The 16,847-nt window shown below is 68.1% G+C and carries 10 protein-coding genes; 9 read left to right on the top strand and 1 reads right to left on the bottom strand.

What is annotated here, in order from left to right:
* Positions 1 to 30: 30 nt before the first annotated feature.
* The 8 genes from PotMrB4_RS21045 (at position 31) to PotMrB4_RS21010 (ending at position 14,253) form a co-directional block, all read left to right on the top strand.
* Positions 31 to 831: an aspartyl/asparaginyl beta-hydroxylase domain-containing protein gene (locus tag PotMrB4_RS21045; protein ID WP_172434398.1), complete on the top strand. Its 801-nt coding sequence runs from the start codon at positions 31 to 33 to the stop codon at positions 829 to 831.
* Positions 828 to 1,796: a sulfotransferase family protein gene (locus PotMrB4_RS21040; RefSeq protein WP_172434397.1), complete on the top strand. Its 969-nt coding sequence runs from the start codon at positions 828 to 830 to the stop codon at positions 1,794 to 1,796. The genes PotMrB4_RS21045 and PotMrB4_RS21040 overlap by 4 nt, the downstream gene beginning before the upstream one ends.
* 171 nt (positions 1,797 to 1,967) lie before the next feature.
* Positions 1,968 to 2,465 (top strand): GNAT family N-acetyltransferase, encoded by a 498-nt coding sequence (locus PotMrB4_RS21035; protein ID WP_232060749.1) that lies wholly within the window; start codon positions 1,968 to 1,970, stop codon positions 2,463 to 2,465.
* A gap of 11 nt (positions 2,466 to 2,476) precedes the next feature.
* Positions 2,477 to 2,785, top strand: a complete 309-nt coding sequence (locus tag PotMrB4_RS21030; protein WP_052807580.1) for a DUF6916 family protein — start codon at positions 2,477 to 2,479, stop codon at positions 2,783 to 2,785.
* Between the two features lie 72 nt (positions 2,786 to 2,857).
* Entirely contained in the window at positions 2,858 to 3,433 is a 576-nt protein-coding gene (locus PotMrB4_RS21025) for a phage tail protein (protein ID WP_232060748.1), read from the top strand.
* 80 nt (positions 3,434 to 3,513) lie between these two features.
* On the top strand, positions 3,514 to 4,377 hold the full coding sequence (locus PotMrB4_RS21020) for a sulfotransferase (protein WP_172434394.1): 864 nt from the start codon (positions 3,514 to 3,516) through the stop codon (positions 4,375 to 4,377).
* Positions 4,378 to 4,418: 41 nt separating this feature from the next.
* The gene (locus PotMrB4_RS21015) at positions 4,419 to 12,707 is read left to right on the top strand and encodes an Ig-like domain-containing protein (protein ID WP_269473690.1); all 8,289 of its coding nucleotides are present in this window, start codon (positions 4,419 to 4,421) and stop codon (positions 12,705 to 12,707) included.
* Between the two features lie 49 nt (positions 12,708 to 12,756).
* A complete protein-coding gene (locus tag PotMrB4_RS21010; protein WP_044411647.1) occupies positions 12,757 to 14,253 on the top strand; it encodes a TolC family protein in 1,497 nt (498 codons plus the stop codon).
* Between the two features lie 58 nt (positions 14,254 to 14,311).
* On the opposite strand, the gene PotMrB4_RS21005 is transcribed toward PotMrB4_RS21010, so the two are convergent.
* The gene (locus PotMrB4_RS21005) at positions 14,312 to 15,568 is read right to left on the bottom strand and encodes a nucleoside deaminase (RefSeq protein ID WP_172434393.1); all 1,257 of its coding nucleotides are present in this window, start codon (positions 15,566 to 15,568) and stop codon (positions 14,312 to 14,314) included.
* A 165-nt stretch (positions 15,569 to 15,733) separates the two neighbouring features.
* Here PotMrB4_RS21005 and PotMrB4_RS21000 point away from each other — a divergent pair, with 165 nt between their 5' ends.
* Complete coding sequence (locus tag PotMrB4_RS21000; protein ID WP_172434392.1) at positions 15,734 to 16,747, top strand: hypothetical protein; 1,014 nt, start codon at positions 15,734 to 15,736, stop codon at positions 16,745 to 16,747.
* Positions 16,748 to 16,847 lie beyond the last annotated feature (100 nt).

The following is a 16,847-nucleotide window of genomic DNA, read 5'->3' as shown; positions in this document are numbered from 1 at the left end:
ATCGAACGGACAGCCTGCCAGGAGGGTTCCATGGACGAAGCCTTGCCGATCTGCTCCCGCCTGCCCTGGCGCTTCGACCTGGCGCCGCTGCTGGCGGCGTTGGAGCGGATCGCCCCGACGGCCTGGGTGGCGCATTTCAACACCGGCTATTACCAGGGCGACTGGAGCGGCATCGACCTGGTGGCCGCGGTGGATGCGCCGATTCCCCTGGCGCCGGGTTTCGGCCCGGTGGCCCGCAGTGCCCTGTGCACGGCCGAGCCGGCCTGGCTGGCGGCCATCGAATGGTTCGGCGAGGACCTGCGCAGCGCCCGCCTGCTGCGCCTGGGCGCCGGTGCCAGCATCCGCGAGCATTGCGACCCCGACCTGGGCAGCCCGGAAGGGCCGCTGCGCCTGCACGTGCCGCTGCTCAGCCCGCCGGATGTGGAGTTCCTGGTGGACGGCCGGCAGGTGCCGATGGCACCGGGGGAGTGCTGGTTCATCGACCTGTCCCGCCCGCACCGGGTGGACAACCCCGGCCCGGGGCCGCGCATCCACCTGGTGCTGGACTGCATGGTGAACCCACGGCTGTTCCAGGCCATCACCGAGGGCCTGCCGACCACGCCCGCGCTGCAACCGAGCCGGGGCATGCGCGCCTTCGCCGACTTCAACGAGCAGGTGCAACAGCGCCCGGAACTGGCCCATGCCCTGCAACTGATCACCGACCCCACCGATTTCTGCCGCGATGCGGTGGCCGCCGGCCAGACCCTCGGGCTGGTGTTCAGCGAGGCGGATGTGCGCATGGTCATGCGCCAGGCACGGCAGGCCTGGAGCCGCCAATGGAGCATGCGATGACGGCCCTGGATTTCACCCAATGGCTGCCGATCCGCGCCTTCGAACAGGCCGGCAACTGGCAGCTGGACTGGGCCTGGTTCGGCACCACGCCCCTGGCCCGGCCCTTCTTCAGTGACGACGTGGACGAAGCGCTGCGCCTGCCGTTCAACCTGGCCCTGCGCCGCCAGACCGGCCTGGACGCGCTGCTCGACTGGCAGGCCCGCAGCCCCGGCCTTGAACCGTCGCTGCTGGTGTTCCACACCTCCCGCTGCGGTTCCACCCTGCTGGCGCAGTTGCTGCGAGCCCTGCCCGGGCACGTGGTGCTGTCCGAGCCGCCGCCACTGGATGCCGTGCTGCGCGCGCATTACCGCGACCCCGGCGCTTCTGCCTGGCAGGCGGAGACGGTGCGCGCGCTGTGCTCGGCCTATGGCCAGCGCCGCCATGGCGACGAAACCCGGCTGGTGGTGAAGCTGGACGCCTGGAACCTGTTCGAGGCGCAGCTGCTGCGCCGGCTCTGCCCCGAGGTGCCGTGCCTGTTCCTCTACCGCGACCCGCTGGAGGTGGTGGTGTCCCACCAGCGCCAGCCCGGGCTGCATGCAGTTCCCGGACTGCTGGGCCCGTCCGGGCTGGACGGCCTGCCGGGGCGGGAGGCGCTGGCGCCCGGCGACTACCTCGCCTGGATGGTCGGGCAGCTGCTGCAGGCCGGGCTCGACCTGTGCTCGGCAGGCGAGGCGGTGGCCCTGAACTACCGCGAGCTGCCCGGCGCCCTCTGGGGCCGCCTGGGCCCGCTGCTGTGCATCGACCCGGCCGCCGTGCCGCACCTGCAGGCCGTTGCCGGGCACGATGCGAAGCGTCCGGCGATGGCCTTCAGCGCCGACGGCGAGGCCAAGCGCAGCGAGGCGGACGACGCCACCCGGGCGGCTGTGGAGCGGTGGGCGAGGGCGCCCTTTGAGGCGCTGGAGGCGTTTTCACCCCGCCAGTTGTGAATGCCACTTCACATTCATTGCAGAAACCGCCGAACGGCGGTTTTTCGATGGTGGCCAACTGAAATCCTCGTCTATGCTCCGTGCAGGGAAACTGTAACTACAGTTGTAGGCCCTGTTCCCGGGGCCAGCAGGGATGCACGCCGTATGTCTCTCCACACCTTGAACCTCCGCTTGGCAACCGAAGCAGACCGCACCTTCCTGCGGATGCTCTACGGCACCACCCGTGCCCACGAACTGGAGCACACCCCCTGGGACCAGGCCGCTCGCGAGCGTTTCGTCGACCAGCAGTTCCAGGCCCAGCGCAGCTATTACCAGGCGCACTACGCCGACGCCGAGCAATACGTCATCGAGGCGTCCGGCCAGCCCATCGGTCGCGCCTACCTGCTGTGGACCGACACCCACCTGCAGATCATCGACCTGGCGCTGTTGCCCGAGGCCTGTGGCCGCGGCATTGGCGGTGAGCTGCTGGGCCGCTTCCTCGAACGGGCCGACCGCGAGGGCCTCAGTGCGGGGCTGCATGTCGAGTCCTACAACCCGGCCCAGCGCCTCTACTTCCGCCATGGCTTCGAGGTGGTGGGAGAGAACGGTGTGTACCTGAAGTTGCGCCGCCACCCCCGCGGCCATCAGGCCGCCGCCGAACCGGCGCTGCGCCCGGCCATGCCGTCCTGAGGAGCCCGTCCATGTACCCCATGCCGTCCTACGCGCTGCTCTCCGAGGCCGTTGGCCAGTCCTTTCACCTCTGGCTCTCGCCGGAACAGGTGTTGCCCGTCGAGCTGCTCGGTGTCGAGGAGGGCATCGCCATGACCCCTCGCCACCACTGCTACCACGCCCACTTCGTACTGCCGCCGCAGTGCAGCCTGCCCCAGGACGTGTACCGCCTGGGGCCGCCCGGCGAGGAGGGCTGGGCGCTGCTGCTGACCCCCGGCCAGCCCGTCGAGGATGGGCGCCATGTACTCCAGGCCGTGTTCCATACGGATCGGCCGGCATAACTACAACAACGAGCATGCATGTGCGACCGGGATTCCGGTTGCGCGAAACCAGAGCCAGAGGAGAGTCAACACGTGGATCCTTTCATCGGTGAGATCAAGATGTTCGGCGGCAACTTCGCACCCCGTGGCTATGCGTTCTGCATGGGGCAGAGCATGGCGATTGCGCAGAACACAGCACTGTTTTCCCTGCTGGGCACCACCTACGGCGGCAATGGCCAGACCACCTATGGCCTGCCGGACCTGCGTGGCCGCTCGCCGGTCGGCCAGTCCCAGGGGCCCGGCCTGTCGCTCATCGACCTGGGTGAGCTCGGCGGGGCGGAGAACGTGACCCTGCTGCAGACCCAGATGCCCATGCACACCCACCTCGCGTCCGGCACCAGCACGATCTCCGCCGCTGGCACACCGACCAACCCGGCACTGGTTCCGAGTGCGACCAACTCCGTACTGGGTGGCTCCGTCGGCGGCTCGCCTTCGGCAGCGGCGATCTGGTCGAGCGCGATGTCGACCCCGGTCCCGCTGACCAACCCCAGCACCGTGAGCGTGACGGTGCAGATCGCCGGCGGCAGCCAGCCGGTGGCCATCCGCAACCCCTACATCGGGATCAACTTCATCATCGCGCTGGACGGCATCTTCCCCTCGCGCAACTGAGGCACTCGACCCGCCGGTGCCTTGCGGCACCGGTGGCTCTCCGGCCCCGTATCACTGACAGGCAGACGTACACGCAGACCATGGCCCATCCATCACCCACCTATCACTTCATCTCGGGGCTGCCACGCTCGGGGTCCACGCTGCTGGCGGCGCTGCTGCGGCAGAACCCGCGCTTTCACGCCGGCATGACCAGCCCGGTGGGCAGCTTCTTCTCGGGCCTGCTCAAGCAGTTCGGCGCCGACAGCGAGTTCGGCCCGGTGGTGACCCAGGAGCAGCGCAAGCGCCTGCTGGCCGGCCTGTTCAGCAGTTACTACGCGGACCAGAGCGGGCATGAGGTGATCTTCGACACCAACCGCCTGTGGTGCGCGCGACTGCCGGCCCTGCTGGACCTGTTCCCCCAGGCCAAGGTGATCGCCTGCGTGCGCAACGTCGCCTGGGTGATGGACAGCATCGAGCGGCTCTACCGCGCCAACCCGTACGAGATCACCAAGCTGTTCAACGACGACAGCGAACGCAACACCGTCTACAGCCGGGTCGAGACCCTGGCCCAGCGCAACCGCCTGGTGGGCCTGGCCTGGTCGGCGCTCAAGGATGCCTATTACGGCGAGCACGCCCGCTCCCTGCTGCTGGTGGACTACGACCTGCTGGTGGCCACGCCCGAGCGGGTGCTGCAACTGGTCTACGAATTCCTCGATGAGCCCTGGTACCCGCACGACTTCGAGCACGTCGAGTACGACGCTCCGGAGTTCGACCAGGCCCTGGGCCTGCGCGGTCTGCACAAGGTGCGGCCCAAGGTTGAAGTGGCGGCGCGGCGCACCCTGCTGCCGCCGGACCTGTTCGAGCAATACGCACAACTGGATTTCTGGAAGGACTCGCGCAACAGCGAGGCCCATGTGATCAGGACCTCCCGGGACGCCCGGGCCCTGGAACACGAACGCAACTGAGCACCTGCCAAGGCGGGCGTCGGAATGAGGAGGTAGAAGTCATGGGCTGGGGTCTTTCGAAGAAGGCAGGTCGCAACGGCAAGGCCAAGGGTGCGGAGGCTGCGCCGCTGGCATGCCCGTTGCCGCTGATCAGTGCGCTGGAGCCGCGCATGATGTTCGACGGCGCGGTGGCGGCCACCGTCGCCGATACCGCCGCCGCGACGGCAACAGCCGCTCCCACGGCCGATGCGGCCCATGACACCGGCGCCCGCGACAGCAGCCACGCGAGCACCACCGATACCCACCAAGGTACCCAGGACCTGCAGGCCAGTCCGGTGACCGATGGGCAGAGCGGCGTGCGCAAGGAAATCGTCTTCGTCGATACCCGCGCGCCGAACTACCAGGAGCTGCTCAAGGCCGTCTCGCCCAATGCCGAGGTGGTGCTGCTGTCCACCAACAAGGACGGCGTGCAGCAGATCGCCGACGCCCTGGCCGGGCGCACCGGCATCGATGCCATCCACATCATTTCCCACGGCGATTCCGGGGTGCTGCTGCTGGGCAACGGCCCGTTGTTCGAGGGCAACCTCGCGCAGTACGCGTCCCAGCTCTCCACCATCGGCAAGGCGCTGACCGCCGAGGGCGACATCCTCCTTTACGGCTGCGAAGTGGGGGCGGGCAGCGAAGGCCATGCCTTCGTCTCCAAGCTGGCGGACATGACCGGTGCGGACATCGCCGCATCCGACGACAACACCGGCGGCAACGCCAAGGGCGGTGACTGGGACCTGGAGGTTACCACCGGCCAGATCGCCGCCAGCAATGCCCTGAACCTGTCGCGCCTGGGCAGTTACGACCACCTGCTGGTGACCACCTCGGTGAGCACCCTGGCCCAGTTGAAGAGCGCCATCACCACGGGCGTTGCCGATAACGCCGACGACGTGATCACCCTCACCGGCAACATCACCTTCACCGGCTTCAACGACACCATTTCCATCCATGTCACCGACGGCCACACCCTGCAGATCGTCGGCGGTGGCTTCGCCATCGACGGGGCCAACAAGGCTCGGATACTGGACGTGAACACCAGCGGCGCCAACTCCAAGGTCGCGCTGGACAACATCACCATCCGCAATGGCCTGATCGTCGGCAACGGTGGCAACGAGAACTCGGCCGCACCCGATAGCGTGGGTGCCGGTATCTACAACGCCGGCGTACTGACCATCACCAACAGCACCATTACCGGCAACAAGGCGTCCGGTGGCGGCGGCGGCGGTGGCGACTCCGGTGGCTACTACGGCGGTGGCGGCGGCGGCGGCGGCGGTTTTGGAACGACCCCCGGCGGCTCCGGCGGCAGCAGTGCTGGCGCCGGGGTCTCGGCCACGCCCGCTTCCGGCATCAGCGGCGGCAATGGCGCGGGCGGTACCAGTAGCTTCGGGGGGCGTGGCGGCGGTGCGGCCGGCGGCGCTGGGGGCAGCTACAGCGGTGACGGCAACAGCACCTCCGGTTACACCGCAGGGGGTGGAGGTGGGTCGGCCAACAACGGCACCACCAGCATTGGCGGTGGCGGCGGCGGCGGCGGTGTTGCCGCCGTCGGCGGCAAGGGGGGCGCCGCTGCGGGGGGTATCTTCAACGCCAGCAGCGGCATCCTGACCATCGTCAACAGCAGCCTCACCAACAACCTGGGGGCAGGTGGTGGTGGCGGTGGCGGTGTTTCCAGCGATGCGGCCACGGGGCCTGGCAACAGGGTCGGCAATGGTGGGGCGGGCGGTGCCGGGGTCGGTGCCATCTGGAACGCCGGCGGCACCGTGCGCATGGACAGCACCAGCTTCAATACCCTGACCAACGGCAACATCGGCGCAGGTGGCCTGGGTGGCAAGGCGGCCGGCGGCACGAACGTCAACGGCGCCGACGGTGATTCCACCTCGACCCTCTACACCACCAATGGCGGCATCACCGATACCAACTACAACCCCAACGCCGCGCCCACTATCGGCAACCTCAACGGTGACAGCGTCGCCTGGGGCGGCGTGGGCAATACCGTGCGCCTCGACGTGGGCAGCAACGCCAGCCTGGCCGATGCCGAGCTGGGCGCGCTGAACAGCGGCAACGGCAACTGGTCCGGGGCCAGCCTCGTCATCCAGCGCAACGGCACGGCGGTGAGCAGCGATGTGCTGGGCTTCGACACCTCCGGTGCACTGTTCACCGTCAGCGGCAGCAACCTGCAGGCGGGCGGGCTGACCTTCGCCACCTTCACCAACACCGGCGGCGTGCTGACCATCACCTTCACCAGCAGCGCCACCACCGCCACCACGGCGCTGGTCAACGACGTGGCGCAGCGCATCACCTACCGCAGCGATACGCCGGCCGGCGATGCCAACGTCAAGGTCACCGTCAATGACGGTGCCGGCGGCAGTGCCACCGCAAACGTCACCGTGGCCAGCGACTTCATCTACGTCACCAACGCTACCGACACCGCGACCATCGACCCCAGCAACGGCACCAGCTTCAGCGAGGCCGTGGCCATCGCCGCGGCCGACAGCACCGGCACCCAGACCATCATTTTCGCCAGCAACCTGGCCGGCCAGACGCTGAACCTCAACGCCGTGTCGATCAACGAAAGCCTGACCCTCGACATGGACCAGGCCAGCGGCCTGATCCTCACCGGCGGCACCATCACCCTGGGCGCTGGCACCACCCAGACCTTCACCCATGGCGCCGGCGACACCGCGACCATCGCCAGCATCATTACCGGCAGCGGCGCCCTGACCAAGGCCGGGGCCGGCAACCTGACCCTCTCCGGCGCCGCCAATGCGTTCTCCGGTGCCACCACCATCAGCGCTGGCACCCTGACGGTGAGCGGTGGGGATGCGATCTCCTCCAACAGCAGCGTGTCCGTCGCCGCAGGCGCCACCCTGGCCCTGGCTGGCAACGAGGCGATCGGCAACCTCTCCGGCGCCGGCTCGGTGACGCTCGGCAGTTTCAGTCTCACCAGCACCCAGACGGCGGATACCACCTTCTCCGGCTCCATCAGCGGCACCGGTGGAGTGGTTTTCAGTCAGAGCGGTTCCGCCACCTACTCGACCACGCTTTCCGGCACCAACACCTACACCGGCGCCACCCTGCTGGCCAACTACGCCTGGCTGAAGCTCAATGGCGACGCCTCCATGGCCGACAACAACGTCGTGCGGGTCAACGGCAACAGCGTCCTGACGCTGCTCTCGAATCAGACCATCGGCAGCCTGGCAAGCAACAACGCCAATGCCAGCATCCAGCTGGGCAGCTACACGCTTACTGCCGGGGGCGACAACACCACCACCTCGGTGCTCGGGGTGATTTCCGGCACCGGCTCGCTGGTCAAGCAGGGCAGCGGCACCCTGACCCTGTCCGGCAGCAATACCTACGGTGGCACCACCACCGTCTCCGCCGGCACCCTGTCGATCGCCGGTGACGGCAACCTGGGCGGCGACACGGTCATCCTGGCGGGTGGAACCGTGCTCGACGTCTCCGGCGCCACCACCATCAACAACGCCATCGTCCTGACCGGCAACAGCAGCATCGGCAACAGCAACGCCGTCACCCTCAGTGGTGCCATCAGCGGTGCCTACGACCTGACGAAGACCGGCAGCGGCACCCTGACCCTGTCCGGCAGCAATAGCTACGGCGCCACCACCGTGAGCGCCGGCACCCTGAGCGTGAGCAGCGACGGCAACCTGGGCTCGGGGGCGGTGAACCTGGCCGCCGGCAGCACCCTGTTGGTGTCCAGCGCCACCACCATCGACAACGCCATCGTTCTCGGCGGCAATGCCACGGTCAGCGCAGCGGCCAACGCCACCCTGTCCGGGGTGATCAGCGGTGCCTTCACCCTGACCAAGTCGGGAGTCAACACCCTGACCCTGTCCGGCAGTAACACCTACGGTGCCACCACCGTGAGCGCCGGCACCCTCAGCGTCGCCAGCGACAGCAACCTGGGCAACGGCACCGTTACCCTGGCCTCCGGCTCGACCCTGGCGGTGACCAGCGCCACCACCATCGACAACGCCATCGCCCTCAGCGGCAGCGCCACGGTCAACACCGGCGCCGACACTACCCTGTCCGGGGTGATCAGCGGCAGCAACAGCCTGACCAAGTCCGGTGCCAGCACCCTCACGCTGACCGGCAGCAACACCTTCACCGGCAGCACCAGCATCAACGCCGGCACCCTGAGCGTCGCCAGCGACGCCAACCTGGGCGCCGGTGCGCTCAACCTGGCCAACGGCACCACCCTGCAGATCACCGGCAACACCACCATCGACAACGCCCTGGCGCTCACCGGCCTGGTCACCGTCAATGCCGGCGCGGCCGCCACCCTGTCCGGCACCATCAGCGGCACCGGCAGCCTGACCAAGACCGGCGCCAGCAACCTGACCCTCTCGGGCAGCAACACCAACAGCGGCGCCACCACTGTGGCGGCGGGCACCCTGGTGGTCGACGGCAGCACCAACAGCGCCACCACCGTGGCCAGCGGTGCGACCCTGGCCGGCAGCGGCACCCTGGGCGGCGATGTCACCGTGCAGAGTGGCGGGACCCTGTCCCCGGGCGGCACGGGCGTTGCCACCCTGACCGTCAACGGCAACCTGACCCTGGCCTCGGGCAGCACCCTGGCTCTGGACATCAACGGCGCCACCGCCGGCACCGGCTACGACCGGGTGGTGGTCAACGGCGCCGTCGATGTCTCCGGCGCTGCCCTGGCGGTCACCCACGGCTACGCGGCCGGCAGCGGCGACAGCTACACGGTGATCGTCAACGATGCCGCCGATGCCGTGACCGGCACCTTCAGCGGCGTCACCGAGGGCAGCAAGTTCAACGCGGCCGGCAATGGCACCGAGCTGACCACCAGCTACATCGGCGGCAGCGGCAATGACCTGACCCTGACCGCGCCCATTGCCCCGACCGTCACCAGCGTCTCGTCCAGCACCGCCAACGGCACCTACAAGATCGGCGACGTCATCACCGTCACCGTGCGCTTCGACAGCGCGGTGAACGTGACCGGCACCCCGACCCTGACCCTGGAGACCGGTGCCACCGACCGGGTGCTCAACTACGTGTCCGGCTCGGGCACCGACACCCTGACCTTCAGCTACACCGTGCAGGCCGGCGACAGCTCCGCCGACCTCGACTACGCCTCCAGCTCGGCCCTGAGTCTGAACGGCGGCACCATCAAGGACGGCGCCAACCAGAACGCCATCCTCACCCTGCCGACCCCCGGCGCCGCCGGCTCCCTGGGTGCCAACAAGGCCTTGGTGGTGGACGGCGTGCGCCCGGCGGCCACCAGCATCACCCTCAGCGACACGGCCTTGCGCATCGGCGAGACCGCCACCGTCACCGTGACCTTCAACGAGCGGGTCACCGGCCTGGACATTGCCGACTTCAGCGTGGCCAACGGCAGCCTGAGTGGGCTCAGCAGCAGCGATGGCGGCCTGACCTGGACGGCGACCTTCACCCCCAGCGCCAACATCGCCGACGCCACCAATGTCATCACCCTCGACAACACCGGGGTGATGGACCAGGTGGGCAACATCGGCAGTGGCACCACCGATTCGGTCAACTACGCCATCGACACGCAGCGTCCGACGGCCACCATCGTGGTCACCGACGCCGTGCTGAAAGCCGGGCAGACCACCACGGTCACCATCACCTTCAACGAGGCGGTGACCGGGCTGACCACGGCGGACTTCAGCGTCGCCAACGGCACCCTGAGCGGCCTCAGCTCCAACGACGGTGGCGTCACCTGGACGGCGACCCTGACGCCCAGCAACAACATCACCGACCCCACCAACCTGATCACCCTGGACAACACCGGCTACACCGATGTCGCCGGCAACGCCGGCAGCGGCACCACCGACTCCACCAACTACGCCATCGACACCCAGCGCCCGACCGCCACCATCGTGGTCACCGACACCGCGCTGAAGGCCGGGCAGGGCACCACCGTCACCATCACCTTCAGCGAGGCGGTGAGCGGGCTGACCACGGCGGACTTCAGCGTGGCCAACGGCAGCCTGAGCGGGCTCAGCTCCGCCGACGGCGGCATCACCTGGACGGCGACCCTGACGCCCAGCGCCAACGTCACCGACCCGACCAACCTGATCACCCTGGACAACACCGGCTACACCGATGCCGCCGGCAACACCGGCACCGGCACCACTGACTCCAACAACTACGCCATCGACAGCGTGCGTCCGACGGCCACGATCACGGTGGCTGATACGGCTTTGTCCATCGGTGAAACCACCACGGTGACCATCAGCTTCAACCGGGCCGTGACAGGCCTGGACATTGCCGACTTCAGCGTGGCCAACGGCAGCTTGAGCGGGCTCAGTACCAGTAATGGTGGCCTGACCTGGACAGCAACCTTCACGCCGAGTGCCAATGTCAGCGATGCCACCAACGTCATCACCCTCGACAACACGGGTTATATCGACGCTGCCGGCAACACCGGAACCGGCACCACCGATTCGGTCAACTACGCCATCGACACCCAGCGCCCGACGGCCACCATCGTGGTCACCGATAGCGCGCTGAAGGCTGGGCAGACCACCACCGTCACCATCACCTTCAACGAGGCCGTGACCGGGCTGACAACGGCGGACTTCAGCGTCGCCAACGGCACCCTGAGCGGCCTCAGCTCCAACGACGGCGGCATCACCTGGACGGCGACTCTGACGCCCAGCAACAACATCACCGACCCCACCAACCTGATCACCCTGGACAACACCGGCTACACCGATGTCGCCGGCAACGCCGGCAGCGGTACCACCGACTCCAACAACTACGCCATCGACACCCAGCGCCCGACGGCCACCATCGTGGTCACCGACACGGCACTGAAGGCCGGGCAGGGCACCACCGTCACCATCACCTTCAGCGAGGCGGTGAGCGGGCTGACCACGGCGGACTTCAGCGTGGCCAACGGCAGCCTGAGCGGGCTCAGTTCCGCCGACGGCGGCATCACCTGGACAGCGACCCTGACGCCCAGCGCCAACGTCACCGACCCGACCAACCTGATCACCCTGGACAACACCGGCTACACCGACGCCGCCGGCAACACCGGCACCGGCACCACCGACTCCAACAACTACGCCATCGACAGCCGTGCCCCGGCCGTCACCTCCGTCAGCGTGCCGGCCAACGGCACCTACGTGGCCGGCAACACCCTCGACTTCACGGTGAACTTCGATGAGGCCGTGACCGTCGACACCACCGGCGGCACGCCGCGCCTGGCGATCACCCTGGACACCGGCGGTACCGTCTACGCCAACTATGTCAGCGGTTCGGGCGGCACCGCCCTGGTGTTCCGCCTCACCGTCGCCAGCGGCCAGCAGGACAGCAACGGCATCGCCGTTGGCGCCAGCCTCGATGCCAACGGCGCGACCCTGCGCGATGCCGCCGGCAACAACGCACAGACCGTGCTCAACAACGTGGGCTCCACCGCCGGCGTGCTGGTGGATACTGCTGCGCCGCAGGTCACCAACATCGCCATCGATGGCACCTCGCCGACCCGCGACACCACCCTCAGCTTCACCGTGACCTTCAGCGAGGACGTCAGCGGCGTCGACCTGGCCGACTTCGCCCTGGCCACCAGCGGCAGCGCCAGCGGCACCCTGCTGTCGCTGGTACAGGTGGATGCGCGCACCTACCGCGTCACCGTCAGCGGTGTCACCGGCCAGGGCACCCTGGGGCTGTCCCTTGCGGCCGCCGGCAGCGGCATCACCGATACCGTCGGCAATGCCATGGCGAACAACTTCGCCACCGTGGGCTACGTGCTTGGCGGGGTCGAGGGCGACCCCGAGTTCCGTGCCAACCCGACGCCCAGCGTGCCGACCACGCCGACCGCACCGATCCAGCCCAACGTGCCCAGCGTGCCGCCCTCCAGCACCACCTCGCCGTTGCTGCCGCCGCCGCTGTTCGAGCAGCCGACCCTGGGCAGCGGGGTGCCCACCGTGGGCAACATCTTCATCAACCCGAACGCCCTGGCGCCCAGCTACATCGCTCAGGTCTTCGCCAGCAGCGACAGCTCCGCCAGTGACGGCGGCGCCAACGGCTTCCTCGGCTTCGGCGGGGGCGACGGCGGCGTGTTCGGCAGCAGCAGCTTCTCCAGCATGTTCGGCAAGGATGTGCCGCAGCAGGACATGCAACTGAAGGTATTCGACGGCAAGCAGTGGCGCGGTGGCGACACCGGCAAGAACGGGCGGGGCCTGACCGGCGCCCCCACTCTCGGCCAGCAACTGCACGCCATGAAGGAAGCCGACCTGCGCCCGGTGCGCGAGTTGGCCCAGGCCCTCGGGCAGGTGGCGGGGGCCACCACCCGTGGCTGACATGACAAGAAAGGGAATCACCGTGCCGTACCAGGGGGCGGCCGCCAGCATGAACCAGACCTACAAGCTCTTCACTGCCAGCCTACTGGCCTTGGCCATCAGCGGGTGTGCCGTGACCACCCAGCCCATCGACCGCAGCGAGAGCGAGGCCCGCGCGCGGGCGGACCTCTCCAGCATGTTCAAGGACCAGGAGCCCCTCAGCGGGCCCCTGACCCTGAACGAAGCCATGGCCCGCGCCATCAAGTACAACCTCGAGGCGCGCCTCAAGGTGATGGAGCACGCCCTGGCCGAGCGTCAGCTGGACCTGGCCACCTTCGACATGCTGCCGCGCATGGCGCTGTCCGCTGGCTACGCCGGGCGCAACAACGTCAGCGCCTCCAGCAGCCGCAGCATCGAGACCGGTTCCCAGTCCCTGGAACCGTCCACCTCTCAGGACCGCGACCGTGGCGTGGCGGACCTGACCATGGTGTGGAACGTGCTCGACTTCGGCGTCAGCTACATGAGCGCCAAGCAGCAGGCCGACCAGCGCCTGATCGTCGAGGAGCGCCGTCGCAAGGTCATCCACACCATCACCCAGGACGTACGCTCCGCCTACTGGCGGGCCGTGGCCGCCGAGCGCCTGCTCAAGCAGATCGACAGCCTCATGGCCCGCGTCGACAAGGCCCGCGATGACAGCCGCAACCTCAGCACCCAGCGCATCGGCGACCCGGTGCAGGCGCTGAGCTACCAGCGCGCGCTGATCGAGGCCACCCGCCAGCTGGAAGAGCAGCGCCGCGCGCTGTCCCTGGCCAAGACCGAGCTGGCCGCGCTGATCAACCTGCCGCTGAACACCGACTTCCAGCTGGCCGCCAGCAACGACTACGCGGTGCCCGAGCTGAAGGTGAACTTCGCCCAGCTGGAGCAGCAGGCCCTGGCCAGCCGCCCGGAACTGCGTGAGCAGGACTACCAGGCGCGCATCAGCGCCGCCGAGACCCGCAAGGCCATGCTGCGCCTGCTGCCCGGCCTGGAGTTCTCCGCCGGCGGCCACTACGACAGCAACAGCTTCCTGGTGAACCAGAGCTGGGCCGACTACGGCGTGAAGGTCACCTGGAACCTGTTCAACGTGCTCTCCGCCCCGGCGGCCATCGACGTGGCCAAGGCCGGCCAGGACGTCACCGTGGCCCGTCGCCAGGCCATGTCCATGGCCATCCTCGCGCAGCTCTACGTGGCCAGCGCCAACTACGCCGAGGCCCGCCGGCAGTTCCAGACCAGCCAGCAACTGGCCGACCTGGACGGGCAGATCGCCGAGCAGCTGCGCAACCGCTACAGCACCCAGAGCATCGGCGAGCTGGAGCTGATCCAGGGCGAGCTGAACACCCTGCAGGCCCAGCTCAAGCGCGACCTGGCCTACGCCGACCTGCGCAACGCCTACAACCAGGTGTTCGTCAGCGCCGGTGTCGACCCGCTGCCCGGCTCCCTGCCGGACACCCGCCTGAGCACCCTCGCCAACGCCCTGGCCAGCAGCCAGGCGCGCCTCGAACAGGGCGACATCAGCCCGGCCAAGTAAGCGGCCGGCGAGCCTGCCCGGTGGATCGTGCCCCTGCGATCTACCGGGCTGGCAGGCTTTAGCGCTTCGGATAGAGCGGGCCGTTGCTCGGCGGCAGATTGCTCAATCCCTTGAGCATGTAGAAGCGCAGGGTATCGACATGCGGGCTGATGCTACGCAACAACTCCATGCCTTGCTCCCAGAGCTGGCTCTCCCAGCAGTCGGCTCTCAGGTTGAAACCGATGTAGAAGAACTCGAACAGGGCATCCTCCATCAGTTCCTGCGCTGCGGCGGTGGCGAGGCTGCCAGTAGTGGATCGATTGCCCTGGATGGCCAGCAGCTTGATCCCGGTGTTCTCGTGGGCGCGCACTTCACTACGGCAGCGATTGACTTGGCGGTCCAGTGCACTGTTGACGATGTTCACGTCGTCCTGGCCGCTGACCACCGTGCAACCGGGAGCTGCGGTGACCAGGGTGCCGGCGCACATGTAGCAGGGTTTGAGGGTGGTGTAGATCCGGCTGCCTTCCGGCAGAGGGCCACCGTCGAGCAGTTGATAGTTGAGGATGGCCATGACTTCGCCGTGCAGAGTAGCGTTGGTGGCATTATGGTTGCGCCCCCAGCCGATGATCCTGCCTTTACCGTCCACGATGACGCAGGCGATGTTGTGTCCGCCCTGTGGATTGCTAGGAGTCTTGTGCCCCATGTTGCTGATGGCTTCGTCGCTCCAGGATAGTCGCACGATGCCATAGGCCAGGCTCATAAGAATGGCTTCGGAGAGCGGGGTGACGTGGTAGCCGGGTATCTCTGACATCTCTGGCATGCGCAGCCGTGGAAAGGGTGCGTCGCGCAGAACCCTGCCGAGCAGGTTCGAGACTTCATTGGAGGTTTGCGGTGGGATGAGCGGTTGCTTGTCCAGGCGGTTGCGTGCGCACCAACGCTTGGCGTAGTTGCTGCGTTGTGGTGCTGCCACCCTTAGCCAGTCGCCAAGGCCTCCCGGCTGAACGGTGGCGGCTGTCCAGGTGAAGTTGTTGACGCTGCCCTTGTAAAGCGAGCTTGCCGTAGCCCAGTGCAGCCCGCCCTGAGCAGCGTTCATCTGGAAGATGCCCTGGTCCAGTTCGCTGGGTTCCTCGCTCATGCAGACCATGCCGTTGCGACCTGGCAGACCATGGCGCAGCAGGTTCACCAGTGCGGAACGAGCCTCGAAACTGGTGGTGGCGGTGTCCACTGCTGCTGCTTTGACGCCGGTATGGTCCAGGTAGATCGCGACCGCCTTTCCCGCAGCGGCAGCCAATGCCCAAGCAAACAGAATCCCTTCTTCCGAGCGCGTCATCGTCATCCGTTTATGCTCTCCGGCGTTGAACGCTTGTGATGCCGGCTTTGTGTATAGACCAGCTCCACCAGTTTCGCCTGATGTGATCGGGCTCGCGAACGGCAAAGCCTGGATATTGGATTCGCCGGGCTTTCTGCGAGCATGGGCGCCTGCCATTGCCGAGGTGCGTCGATGATCCCCGTTCCCAACCCCACCGTGTTTCTGATCATCGGGCTGATCTACCTGCTCGGCGTGCTGGCCGTGCCCGTGCTGCTGGCCCTGGCGGCCTCCCTGTGCTGGCCGCGCTCGCGTCGGCATGTGCTGGCGCGTCCCTGGCGCTACGGCCTGCTGACGCTGGTGATGCTGGTGCCGGTGGGGCTCATGGGCGCGTTGTGGCTGCAGGAGCGCGAGTTCGCGGCGGAATTCGCCGCCCGCGAGGCGGCGCTCAACCCGCGCCTGGAGCAGCCGCTGACCCTGGGCGACCTGACCTTCCCGGCGGGCAGCCAGGTCAAGCTGGAAACCCTCGATCCGCTGGACTGGCAGGACCAGCCCCAGCCCCACGGGCTGGAGAGCCTGAAGGAGGCCGAGCTGCCCGCGCCCATGGCACTGCTCGGCTTGCAGGTGGACGCCCTCGACTTGCCGACCGGCTATGACTCCAGCCGCGTGCGCCTGGCCCGCGAAGGCCAGGTGGACGGGTGGCCCTGCGCCGCCGGGGAGTGGGTGGAGTTCCGTCGCACCCAGGAGGACCGCCTGAAGCCCGCCGGCTGGCACTTCGAGAGCTGCCCGCTGACCCCCGGCCATTCCGTGCAGGGTATCGACTGGCCGACCGGCACGACGCTGCGGCAGCTGGGCGAGCACTGGGTGCTGCGCAACGACGGCCCCGCCGACCTGCCGTTCGATGGCCTGCACTGGCTGTCCCTGGTGCTGGAACTGGATGCCCGGCGCGAGCCGGTGTTCTGGGAGGGCGAGCTGGCCCGGCCGCTGGTGCTGGGTGGCTGGCACTACCCGGTGGGCACCCGCGTGCGTCACGAGGGGGATGGCCTGTCGCTGTTCAGCCCTACCGACCGGGCCGTGGCGGTCCGCGAGGCGGACGGCCTGAAGCAGGGCGCCGGTCGCTCGATCCTGCAGCGGCGCAGCGACGGCCAGGTGCTGAAGATGCCGGCCAACGACGAGGTGGGTGTCATCGACTGGATGGTCCTCGAATAGCCCCGGGGCCCCTTTCGGACCGGGCTTTCCGACCTTTCGCCCGCGCCCTTCACTGGGTCCCGATTGCCCGATGCAGCCGACTCTGGGAGGGTAGCCGCTG

It is taken from the genome of Metapseudomonas otitidis (assembly GCF_011397855.1).
In the GTDB taxonomy this organism is placed as follows: domain Bacteria; phylum Pseudomonadota; class Gammaproteobacteria; order Pseudomonadales; family Pseudomonadaceae; genus Metapseudomonas; species Metapseudomonas otitidis.
The sequence above is the reverse complement of the archived record's forward strand: the minus strand, read 5'-3'. Positions and strand labels throughout refer to the sequence as shown.

What these genes read in the sequence shown, in the direction of transcription:
- PotMrB4_RS21010 (WP_044411647.1), top strand. Translation starts at nt 12,757, where the DNA reads ATGAACCAGACCTACAAGCTCTTCACTGCCAGCCTACTGGCCTTGGCC.
- PotMrB4_RS21000 (WP_172434392.1), top strand. Translation starts at nt 15,734, where the DNA reads ATGATCCCCGTTCCCAACCCCACCGTGTTTCTGATCATCGGGCTGATC.
- PotMrB4_RS21005 (WP_172434393.1), bottom strand. Translation starts at nt 15,568, where the DNA reads ATGACGATGACGCGCTCGGAAGAAGGGATTCTGTTTGCTTGGGCATTG.
- PotMrB4_RS21045 (WP_172434398.1), top strand. Translation starts at nt 31, where the DNA reads ATGGACGAAGCCTTGCCGATCTGCTCCCGCCTGCCCTGGCGCTTCGAC.
- PotMrB4_RS21030 (WP_052807580.1), top strand. Translation starts at nt 2,477, where the DNA reads ATGTACCCCATGCCGTCCTACGCGCTGCTCTCCGAGGCCGTTGGCCAG.
- PotMrB4_RS21040 (WP_172434397.1), top strand. Translation starts at nt 828, where the DNA reads ATGACGGCCCTGGATTTCACCCAATGGCTGCCGATCCGCGCCTTCGAA.
- PotMrB4_RS21015 (WP_269473690.1), top strand. Translation starts at nt 4,419, where the DNA reads ATGGGCTGGGGTCTTTCGAAGAAGGCAGGTCGCAACGGCAAGGCCAAG.
- PotMrB4_RS21020 (WP_172434394.1), top strand. Translation starts at nt 3,514, where the DNA reads ATGGCCCATCCATCACCCACCTATCACTTCATCTCGGGGCTGCCACGC.